Origin of the sequence: Rhizobacter sp., from assembly GCF_035702065.1 — a bacterium.
GTDB lineage: Bacteria > Pseudomonadota > Gammaproteobacteria > Burkholderiales > Burkholderiaceae_C > Rhizobacter.
Window position 1 is genome coordinate 1 of record NZ_DASSRA010000367.1, and the last position, 9,505, is coordinate 9,505.

Consider the following 9,505-nt stretch of genomic DNA (forward strand, 5'->3'; position numbering starts at 1 on the left):
ACGAGGTCGTGGCCGAGATCCAGGCGGCCGGCGGCAGCGCCGAGGCCGTGGCCTTCAACGTGGCCGACCGCGCGGCGGCGCAGGCGGCGTGCATCCAGATGCTGGCCACTGGCGGGCCGGTGCAGGTGATCGTCAACAACGCCGGCACCCACAGCGACGCCGCCTTCCCGGCGTTGACCGAGCCGCAGTGGCAGGGCGTGATCGACGTGTCGCTGAACGGCTTCTTCAACGTGACGCAGCCGCTCACCATGCCCTTGCTGCGCACGCGCTGGGGGCGCATCGTCAACATCTCGTCGGTGGCTGCCATCACCGGCAACCGAGGCCAGGTGAACTACGCGGCCGCCAAGGGCGCTCTCAACAGCGCCACCAAGGCGCTCTCGCTGGAGCTGGCCAGCCGCGGCGTGACGGTGAACGCAGTGGCGCCCGGCATCATCGATTCGGGCATGGCCGAAGGCACCTTCGACCAGGCGACCATCGACCGCATGGTGCCGATGAAGCGCGCCGGGCGCGCGGATGAAGTGGCGGCGCTGGTGGCGTTCCTTGCTTCCGACGAGGCGAGCTACATCACCGGGCAGGTGATCTCGATCAACGGCGGGATGGCGTAAATGTCATACCGGCGAACGCCGGTATCCACTGCGTGAGTCTCTGGTGCTTGTCGGCAGTGGATCCCGACGTGCGTCGGGATGACGGGGGCGTCAGGCCCGCTCGAACAGCAACACCGCGTTGGTGCCGCCGAAGGCGAACGAGTTGCTGATCGCCGCGTTCAACTGAAGTGCCGTCGCACCCTCTTGCGGCACCAGCGCCATCTGGCAAGCCGGATCGACCTCGTTGCAGTGCGCGTTGGGCGGGAGCTGCCGGTTGCGCACGGCCAGCGTGGTGATCACCGCTTCGAGCGCACCGGCGGCGCCCAGCAGATGGCCGTGCAAGGCCTTGGTGGAGCTCACGCGCAACTGGTCGAGCTGATCGCCCCACACGGTGGCCAGGGCATCGCGCTCGATCGGGTCGCCGATGGGTGTGGCGGTACCGTGGGCGTTGCAGTAGCCCACGTCGCTCGGCTGCAAACCTGCGCGCTTCAATGCAGCGCGCAGGGCACGCGCCTGGCCGGGGGCGTCGGGCTTGGTGAGGTGGGTGGCGTCGCTGCTGATGCCCCAGCCGCTGAGCCTGGCGTGCACGCGCGCGCCGCGGCGCTGCGCACGTTCGGCGGATTCGAGCACCAGGAAGGCCGCGCCTTCGCCCAGCGCGAAACCGCTGCGGTCGCGCGCGAACGGCCGCACGCAGCGGGCGGCCTCGCCGTCGTTGAAACTCGCCAGCGTGTGCATGGCCTGCCAGGCCAGCACCACGCCGGGCACGATGAGCGCTTCGCTGCCGCCGGCGATGGCCACGTCGATCTCGCCGCTCTGGATCGCCTTGGCCGCTTCGGCAATGGCCACGGCGGACGACGCGCAGGCCACCGAGTAGGTGAGCACTGGCCCCAGCACCTTCTGGCGCATGGCCACGTGGGCCGCGGGCGCATTGGGCATGAAGGCCGGGATGGTGAGCGGCGGCACGCGCCCGCCGCTGCTGCGGTAGGCGGCCTCGATGGCGGTGGCGCCGCCCATGCCGCAGCCGGCGTAGACGCCGAGCCGCTCGGGCTCCACGTCGCCCAGCGCGCCGGCGTCTTTCATGGCCAGGTCGGCGGCGGCCACGGCGAGCTGGCTCACGCGGTCGACGCCGGCGAGCTGCAGCTTGTTGAACCAGCGTGTTTCGTTGAAGGCCACGGTGGCGGCAGCGGCCGGCTTGGCCAGTTCGGGGAAGACCGGCTGGATGCCGGACTCGCCGCGCATCAGGGCGGCAAAGACTTCATCGGGTGTCTCACCGTGCGGTGAGATCAGGCCCAAACCTGTGATGGCGACAGCGTTCACACAGCGGTCTTGGAAGCAGCCCGGACCCGATCGACCACGGCCGCCAGCTCCGCCAACGTATCGACGTTCGAATCGGCGTCGGGCATGCTGATGTGGAAATGGTCTTCGACGGCGAAGAGGAATTCGACCAAGGCCAGCGAATCGAGGCCCTTGTCGCGCATGGAGGCATTGGGATCGAGTTCGGCGGGATCGATGCCGTACTTCTCTTGAATCAGATCCTGAAGTTCCTTCAGCGAACTCATGTTGCACTGTCCCTGTTGATGTCGTCTTTGGGCGTGTACCCCGCCTCGATCGGGCGCGTGGTCAGCGGGTTCCAATGATATCCGCTGCGCCCCGCGCCCTCCCCGGGCGCCAGCGCAGGGAAGGCAGGGCAAATGCGACGCCCATCACGGCCCCGGCGAGCACGTCCAGCACCACGTGCTGCTTGACCGCGAGGGTCGAGTAGGCGATGGCCGTGAACCACAGCCCGTTGATGGCGCGCAGGCTGCGCGGTGCGCCCATAGAGCGCAGCAGGTGCTCGATCCAGATGGCCGAGAAGATCGCCGCGGCCACGTGCATGGACGGGCAGGCGTTGCCGGGCGCATCCACCCCTTGCAGGATGGCGAAGCCGGGGAAGCTCGACGCGTTGGGTGCGCGCGGCGGCACCGAGGTGGGCCAGAAGTAGAAGATCGCCAGCCCGACCAGGCACATGGTGGTGATCCAGGCACCGTAGGCGATCAGCTCGGTGAAGGTGAGCTGCAGGGCCGGCGCGAAGCCGATGTAGACCCACAGCGAGAAGTAGGCGATCAGGAAGGGCGGCTGCAGCGGGATCAGGTGGTCCAGCGCCGTCAGCGGCATCATCGTCGCCTCATAGCCGGGGTGGCGCAGGATGTAGAAGTAGCCGATGAAGAACAGCCAGGTGAAGGCCGTGATGCCAACCGTCTTGATGACGAAGTAGCGCTTCATGCGCAGGCGCAGTTCTTCGGTCCAGGCCGCTGGGTGGGTCATCGGTTCAGGCTTGGAAGGGTGGGCGGCGCCACGCGCGGCGCAGCAGCAGGCCCGGCAGCCGCAGCACGAACTCGACCATCAGGCGGAAGTGCATCCAGGTCAGCAGCACGTTGTCGCGCCCGTACTGGAAGTGCGAGACGCCGCCCTCTTCAGCCGACAGGTACTTGACCGGCGCAGCGATGTTGACTGGCTTCACGCCGCGCCAGGCCAGGCGCACCACGGCCTCGGTGTCGAAGTCGAAGCGGCGCATCCAGGGCTGGCCCCGCATCACCGCGATCAGCTCGGCGATGGGGTAGACGCGAAAGCCGTAGAGCGAGTCGTCGATGCCGGCGCCCAGCGTCTCCAGGCCCGTCCACCAGTTGGAGACGCGCCGCCCGCGCACGCGCAGCAACGGCGCCGAGGCGTCGAACACCGGCCGGCCGAGCACCATGGTCTCGGGGCGTGCGATCGACGCCTGCATGAAGGTGGGGATCAGCTCGGCCGGGTGCTGGCCATCGGAGTCCATGGTCAGCGCATGCGTGAAGCCGGCAGCGCGCGCCGCCTCCAGGCCGTGCAGCACGGCCGCGCCCTTGCCGCCGTTGGCGGGCAGCTCGATCAACCTGAGGCCGGGGTCGGCCGCGGCCATCTGGCGCAGACCCTCGGGCGTGCCGTCGGTGCTGCCGTCGGTCACGACCCACACCGGGTTCCAGTGCGCGCGCGCGGAGCGCACCGTGTCGTACACGGTGGGGCCGGTGTTGTAGCTCGGGATCAGCAGCAGGTGCGTGGTGGAGGGCGTCATCGTTGCAGCTCGCCCTCGAAGTAGGTCTCGAGCCGCTTCAGCAGGCCCTGGTGATCGGCGTCCGGCGCGAAGCGCTGGCCCAGCCGCACGCGGAACTCCATCGGCAGCGGCGGCGGCTTCCAGACCGGCCAGCCCTTGCTGAGGTAGGGCGAGGTGGTCTCGATGATGACGGTCTGGATCGGCACCTTGGCCATGTAGGCGATCAGGGTGATGCCGGGCAGGAACTTGTTGACCGGCGGCGTGACGGTGCGCGTGCCCTCGGGGAACATCACCAGCTGCCCGCCCTTGCGCAAGGCACGCACCGCGCCGCGGGCCATGCCCCAGGGCGGGTCGTTGCGGATGTAGCGCGCCAGGCGCGCGCCGGCGCCGAGGAAGGGGTTCTGCATCAAGCTCGCGCGCATGATGCACACGCCGCGCGGCACCTTGGCGATGACCAGCAGCGCATCGAGTGCGGTCGGGTGGTTGGGCGCGATGATGAGGCCGGCGTCTTTCTCCAGGGTGGCGAGGTCGCCGTAATCCAGTGTCATCACGCCGGTGCGCACCAGCCCGGCCCAGAAGCTGCGGTAGCACCAAGAGATCGCGGCGCGGCCGATCACGATGGCCTTCTCGCGCGGCAGGAAGGGGTACATCAGCGTGCACAGCAAGTTCCAGCTGAGCGACATGGCACCCAGGTGCAGCAGCGCGCCGAAGAAGGCCAGGCGCACGAAGAACTGCTTGATCCGCTTCATTCGTGGCGCGAGACCATTTCGGTCGAGGTGCTCAGCACCCACGAGATCGCGAAGCCGGCGCTGAACGACGAGTTGCGCCGCACCAGCGGGCTGTCTTCGAACACTGCGCCGTGCAGGCTGTCGTAGCGCGCGAACAGGCCGACCCAGGTGATGCCGAAGCGCTTGGAGGCCGAACCCAGCAACTGCCAGCCCGCGTAGCCGCCGTGCGCCTGGTAGGCCGGGCGCGTGGCCGTGGCATAGGGGGCGTCGACGCTGTAGAACTGCTCGTGGTACTTGCGGTCGGCAAACAGCGGCCCGGTGAGGACACCGAGGTTCCAGCTGTCGGGTTCGCTGATGTCGAGGTTGAGGTTGGGCGACAGCGTGGTGCCCACGTAGCGCGGCGTCCACTCCAGCGACATGGCCGCGCGCAGCGGCACGCGCAGGTCGAGCTTCCAGCGCCTGTCGGCCGCGCGGTCGAGGGTGATGTTGAGGTTGGGGCCGACCTCGATCGTGGCCGGCAGGTTGGGCATGCCCTCGCGGGCGGCGTTCTTGTTGCTGCTGGTGGGCGCGGTGGCGCCAAAGCTGAGGTCGACCCGCACGTTGGGCGAGTCGAACAGGCGGGCGCGCGTGCCGTCGCGGTCGGCGCGCAGCCAGCTGCCGCGGTACACGATGTACGGGAAGGGCAGGAAGTAGTTCTGGCTCTGGTCGGAGCCGCGGTAGTCGGGCAGGCGCACGGCGGAGATGCCCACGCCCAGTTCCCACAGCGGGCGTGTGATGAGCGGCCGGGTGTCGGCATCGCTGGCGACCTCAGGTGACGCGGAGGGGGCCTGAGCGGGCTCTTGTGCAGGCTCTTGCGCCCGCGCAGCCAAGCTCGCGGCGAGCAGCACCCCGGCGGCGACGCGGCGAAGGATCAACCAAGGCTCCGTGCGGCTGAGTACCCATGGGCTTCGATCTCGACCAGCAGGTCGGCGCGGCACACGTCAGCGTGCAGATACAGGGCGCCGCGCGCCGCGGGGCTGTCGGGTCCGACGGCGCGCTCGAACACCTCGCGCACGACTGCCATGTCGGCCGGTTGGCGCAGGTAGAGGGTGTAGTGCATCTGGCTGGGTGGGAAGGTGTGGCCGGAGCGCGCTTCGGCTGCACCCCGCACCGCGGCGATGTTGGCCAGGCTCTCCTCGGTCTGGCGGCGCACGTCGCCCACGTGCATGCTGACGTGGCCGACGATGCTGGCCGTGCCCGAGATGAAGAGCAGGCCGCGGCCATCGCCCGCGTCGGCCACCGCCGCGCGCGAGAAGGTGGGCGCACGCGGGCCGTAGGTGTCGGGGTAGCGGTAGGCGCTGACCTGGCGCGGGTTCTCGATCGCCAGCGGCGGCCGCGTGCCCGCGAGGAAGCTCACCTGCAGCGTGCCGCCCTGCATGCCCAGCGCGCAGGCGGCGGGCGAGCCGTCGAAGGCGCTGCGCTGCGCTTCGATGAAGGCCTGCTGGCGGCCGGCATTGAACTGGCGGTAGCGCTCGCTGCCGCCGCTCTCGATGTTGATGCCGGCGAAATAGTTCCACAGCCGCAGCAGGTGGTGGCAGGGCGAGGCCGCGAGCACGGCGAACAGGTCGGCATAGGCCTGTTGCGTGGCGGCCTGCATGCCCAGGGCGTGCTCGTCGACGGTGGCGCAGCCGTAGAGCCAGTGCCCGTCGGTCGCGTAGCGCACGCAGCCGTGCTGGTGCGTCTGCACGGCCGGGCTGCCCGACCACGCATCGAGCCAGGCGCCGGCCGGTGCGAGCAGCGGCGCGTGCAGGGCCGCGTCGGCCGCACCCACCCAGCGGCCCCCCAGCGCGTGCGACGGCGCCGGGCCGGCGGCCGGGCCGAGTCGGCTGAACATCAAGGGAGCGGGGCTGGCAAGTGACGGCGGCTGCGAAGCAACGCTCATGGGGAGGCAGGCAATTCAGGCGACGGATTCGGTGCTTCTGGAAGCCGGCGGGAGCATCGAACCAACATGTGTCGGGGGTGTGAATCGCGGCGCAGGCCGGGCCGCCGCAGACGCCGCTGATTCTAGTCGTGCGCTGCGCCAGTGCTGCGATAGACCAGCGCCCTCAGCCGCACCAGCATCGGCGCCACCATCGGGGTGGTCAGCATGGTGCTGAACACGGCCATCAACAGCAGGGCGGTGAAGGTCTCGTCGGTGATCATCGCCTTGTCGAGCAGGACGTTGGCAAAGATGATCATCACCAGCCCCTTGGTCTGCAGGAACCAGCCGATCAGCGCGCCTTCGCCCGGCTGCCACTTCAGGATGCGCGCAGCCAGGTGCGTGGCGAGCAGCTTGCCCACCACCGCGGCCAGCAGCATCGCCCCGGCGGCGACCAGCACCGAGGCGCCGCCCACCTGCCAGTTGGTGCGCAGGCCGGTGCTCAGGAAGTACACCGGCGCGGCGACCAGCAGCACGTTGTGGCGCAGCGCGTCGAGGTGCTTCTGGTCGAACCAGCGCGCGTCGATGATGGCGCCGGCGAGGAAGGCGCCCACCATGAAGTGCAGGCCCGACCAGTCGGCCCCCAGCCCGCACAGCGCCAGCCAGATCACGCCGGCGTACCAGCGGTCGCGCTCGGGGATGCGCTGCATCAGCTGGCGGAACAGCCAGCCGAACACCGCGAAGGCGAGCAGGAAGGCGGCCTGCCGGCCGACGCGGTCCCAGTCCGTCAGGATGGCGGCGAGCACGGCCCAGATGGCGATGTCGTCGACGCTGGAGTAGCGAAGAATGCGCTGGCCGATGGGCTGGCGCAGCACGTCGAGCTTCTCCATCAGCAGGATGAGCACCGGCATGGCGGTGACGGCGCAGGCCATGCCGATGCCGATGATGAACTGCCAGTTCGCCGCCTTGGGGCCGACCCAGCCGGGGAACATCACCAGCACCGCCGCCACGCCGGCCCCCAGCGCCAGCGGGATGCTCAGCGCCAGGCCCGCGGTGATGCCGCTCTCTCGCCGGTGCTCCCAGGCCTTCTGCAGGTCGAGCTCGATGCCGGCGATCCACACGAACAGCATCACCGCCCACCAGGCAATGCCGTTGAGCGACTGGATCACCGGCGGGCTGAAGACGAACTTGTGCAGCTCCGGGTATGCCGCCCCCAGGATGCCGGGGCCGAGCAGGATGCCGGCCACCGTCTGCACCACCACCAGGGGCGCGAAGTAGTCGGTGCGAAAGAGCCGCCAGACCAGGTAGGGCACGCTGAAGATGATCAGCATGGCGATGAGGAAGACCTCGGTGGTGCTCATGTCGAGAGGCAAGCCAAAAGGGGAGGGCGAAGAAGGCGGCGGCAGTGTGCCACGGGCACGGGATCGGCCCGATGGCCGATGTGTGTGGCGGCAAGCGCGCTGCCTAGAATCGGCCGGCGTCAGTCACCTTCCCCAACTTCGGAGAGAGATCGCTTCATGAATGCCCTGCCTGTTCGTCGTCTGCACCTGCATGCCCTGTCGGCCCTGGTTCTTGCCAGCCTGGCCACCGGCTGCGCCCAGAAGGGTTCGCCCAGCGATGCCCCTGCACCCGCTCCTGCGGCCGCACCGGCCCCCGCGCCGGCCGGCGCCAAGCCGGCGGCTGCTGCGCCCGCACCCGGCGCTGCCAAGGTCGGCCCCGGCATGAACGCGCAAGGCCAGGTGGTCGATTCGAAGCTGGTCGAAGCCGGCTACGGCCAGAAGGTCAAGGGCCTGGACAACTGGGAAGGCGAGATCACCGGCAAGCCTGCCGCCAACAGCAAGTTCACCCGGCTGCAGATCGGCATGACCATGAAGCAGGCCACCGACATCGCCGGTACGCCCAGCGACCAGGGCGGCTACATGACCGGCAAGGCCTGGATCCCGTTCAACTTCGGTTCCGACCGCTACCGCCACGAGCTGGTCTACAAGGGCATGGGCCGCCTCATCTTCGCCGGCGGCAGCGGCTGGTCGCCGGCCGGTGGCGAAGGCAACCTGATCTGGATCATTCACAACGCCAACGAAGGCGGCAAGCGCTGATCCCTCACTGAAACGCCACCTCGGCAAAGCTGCGCAGCTTGCGGCTGTGCAGCTGGTCCACCCCCTGCTCGCGCAGCAGCTCCATCGCGCGGATGCCGATGCGCAGGTGCTGGTCGACGCGCTCGCGGTAGAAGTGGTTGGCCATGCCGGGCAGCTTGATCTCGCCGTGCAGCGGCTTGTCGGAGACGCACAAGAGCGTGCCGTAGGGCACGCGGAAGCGGAAGCCGTTGGCGGCGATGGTGGCGCTCTCCATGTCGAGCGCGATCGCGCGTGACTGCGAGAAGCGCCGCTCCGGCGTGCTGGCCTGGTGGCGGAAGGGCAGCAGCTCCCAGTTGCGGTTGTCGGTGCTGGCCACCGTGCCGGTGCGCATCACGCGCTTGAGCTCGTAGCCCTTCAGCTGCGTGATCTCGGCCACCGCCGATTCGAGCGCGACCTGCACCTCGGCCAGTGGCGGGATCGGCACCCACAGCGGCAGCTCTTCGTCGATTACGTGGTCTTCGCGCACGTAGCCATGGGCCAGCACGTAGTCGCCCAGGGCCTGCGTGTTGCGCAGGCCGGCGCAGTGGCCGAGCATGATCCAGGCGTGCGGGCGCAGCACCGCGATGTGGTCGGTGATGGTCTTGGCGTTGGCCGGGCCCACGCCGATGTTGACCATGGTGATGCCGCTGCGGTCCTCGCGCACCAGGTGGTAGGCCGGCATCTGCGGCAGGCGCGGCGGTGCCACGCCGAGCTGGTCGTCGGGCTGCGGGCCGAGGCCGGTCGTGCGCAGCACCGCGTTGCCCGGCTGCACGAAGGCGCTGTAGCCGCTGTCGGGGTCGGCCATCATCTCGTGGCCGAGCTGGATGAACTCGTCGATGTAGAACTGGTAGTTCGTGAACAGCACGAAGTTCTGGAAGTGCGCAGGCGCGGTGCCGGTGTAGTGGCGCAGGCGGTGCAGCGAGTAGTCGACGCGCGGGCCGGTGAAGAGCGACAGCGGGTGGCGCGGCAAGCCATCGGCCCCGAGCGTGGGCTCGTGCGTGCCGTTGGCGATGCCGTCGTCCATGGCGGCGAGGTCGGGCAGGTCGAACTGGTCGCGCAGCAGCAGGCGGCGCTCGGGCGGCATGCTGCCTTCGAGGTGATCGTGCTCGCCGAGCGAGAAA

At 69.4% G+C, this 9,505-nt stretch carries 11 protein-coding genes; 2 read left to right on the forward strand and 9 right to left on the reverse strand.

Annotated elements, in window-relative coordinates:
* A partial coding sequence (fabG, locus tag VFL64_RS16290) for a 3-oxoacyl-ACP reductase FabG (RefSeq protein WP_489541428.1) occupies positions 1 to 605 on the forward strand: 605 nt, incomplete at its 5' end.
* Between the two features lie 90 nt (positions 606 to 695).
* Here the strand turns inward: fabG and VFL64_RS16295 are convergent.
* The 8 genes from VFL64_RS16295 to VFL64_RS16330 all read right to left on the reverse strand — a co-directional run bounded on the left by VFL64_RS16295 (position 696) and on the right by VFL64_RS16330 (position 7,631).
* On the reverse strand, positions 696 to 1,901 hold the full coding sequence (locus VFL64_RS16295; protein ID WP_489541429.1) for a beta-ketoacyl-[acyl-carrier-protein] synthase family protein: 1,206 nt from the start codon (positions 1,899 to 1,901) through the stop codon (positions 696 to 698).
* Positions 1,898 to 2,143 (reverse strand): acyl carrier protein, encoded by a 246-nt coding sequence (locus VFL64_RS16300; protein ID WP_489541430.1) that lies wholly within the window; start codon positions 2,141 to 2,143, stop codon positions 1,898 to 1,900. The genes VFL64_RS16295 and VFL64_RS16300 overlap by 4 nt, the downstream gene beginning before the upstream one ends.
* Before the next feature lie 61 nt (positions 2,144 to 2,204).
* Positions 2,205 to 2,888 (reverse strand): phosphatase PAP2 family protein, encoded by a 684-nt coding sequence (locus VFL64_RS16305; RefSeq protein WP_489541431.1) that lies wholly within the window; start codon positions 2,886 to 2,888, stop codon positions 2,205 to 2,207.
* A 4-nt stretch (positions 2,889 to 2,892) separates the two neighbouring features.
* Positions 2,893 to 3,666: a glycosyltransferase family 2 protein gene (locus tag VFL64_RS16310; RefSeq protein WP_489541432.1), complete on the reverse strand. Its 774-nt coding sequence runs from the start codon at positions 3,664 to 3,666 to the stop codon at positions 2,893 to 2,895.
* The gene (locus tag VFL64_RS16315; protein WP_489541433.1) at positions 3,663 to 4,394 is read right to left on the reverse strand and encodes a lysophospholipid acyltransferase family protein; all 732 of its coding nucleotides are present in this window, start codon (positions 4,392 to 4,394) and stop codon (positions 3,663 to 3,665) included. The genes VFL64_RS16310 and VFL64_RS16315 overlap by 4 nt, the downstream gene beginning before the upstream one ends.
* Entirely contained in the window at positions 4,391 to 5,287 is an 897-nt protein-coding gene (locus VFL64_RS16320) for a MipA/OmpV family protein (RefSeq protein ID WP_489541434.1), read from the reverse strand. The genes VFL64_RS16315 and VFL64_RS16320 overlap by 4 nt, the downstream gene beginning before the upstream one ends.
* Complete coding sequence (locus VFL64_RS16325; protein WP_489541435.1) at positions 5,284 to 6,294, reverse strand: chorismate transformation FkbO/Hyg5 family protein; 1,011 nt, start codon at positions 6,292 to 6,294, stop codon at positions 5,284 to 5,286. The genes VFL64_RS16320 and VFL64_RS16325 overlap by 4 nt, the downstream gene beginning before the upstream one ends.
* A gap of 122 nt (positions 6,295 to 6,416) precedes the next feature.
* Positions 6,417 to 7,631 carry a cation:proton antiporter gene (locus VFL64_RS16330; protein WP_489541436.1) on the reverse strand — a complete coding sequence of 405 codons (1,215 nt, stop codon included), beginning with the start codon at positions 7,629 to 7,631 and terminating at the stop codon, positions 6,417 to 6,419.
* 156 nt (positions 7,632 to 7,787) lie between these two features.
* Here VFL64_RS16330 and VFL64_RS16335 point away from each other — a divergent pair, with 156 nt between their 5' ends.
* Positions 7,788 to 8,366 (forward strand): hypothetical protein, encoded by a 579-nt coding sequence (locus VFL64_RS16335; protein ID WP_489541437.1) that lies wholly within the window; start codon positions 7,788 to 7,790, stop codon positions 8,364 to 8,366.
* A 4-nt stretch (positions 8,367 to 8,370) separates the two neighbouring features.
* On the opposite strand, the gene VFL64_RS16340 is transcribed toward VFL64_RS16335, so the two are convergent.
* Positions 8,371 to 9,505, reverse strand: a 1,135-nt coding sequence (locus VFL64_RS16340; protein ID WP_489541438.1) for an AMP nucleosidase, incomplete at its 5' end; no start/stop codon positions are given.

What these genes read in the sequence shown, in the direction of transcription:
- VFL64_RS16310 (WP_489541432.1), bottom strand. Translation starts at nt 3,666, where the DNA reads ATGACGCCCTCCACCACGCACCTGCTGCTGATCCCGAGCTACAACACC.
- VFL64_RS16300 (WP_489541430.1), bottom strand. Translation starts at nt 2,143, where the DNA reads ATGAGTTCGCTGAAGGAACTTCAGGATCTGATTCAAGAGAAGTACGGC.
- VFL64_RS16335 (WP_489541437.1), top strand. Translation starts at nt 7,788, where the DNA reads ATGAATGCCCTGCCTGTTCGTCGTCTGCACCTGCATGCCCTGTCGGCC.
- VFL64_RS16315 (WP_489541433.1), bottom strand. Translation starts at nt 4,394, where the DNA reads ATGAAGCGGATCAAGCAGTTCTTCGTGCGCCTGGCCTTCTTCGGCGCG.
- VFL64_RS16325 (WP_489541435.1), bottom strand. Translation starts at nt 6,294, where the DNA reads ATGAGCGTTGCTTCGCAGCCGCCGTCACTTGCCAGCCCCGCTCCCTTG.
- VFL64_RS16305 (WP_489541431.1), bottom strand. Translation starts at nt 2,888, where the DNA reads ATGACCCACCCAGCGGCCTGGACCGAAGAACTGCGCCTGCGCATGAAG.
- VFL64_RS16330 (WP_489541436.1), bottom strand. Translation starts at nt 7,631, where the DNA reads ATGAGCACCACCGAGGTCTTCCTCATCGCCATGCTGATCATCTTCAGC.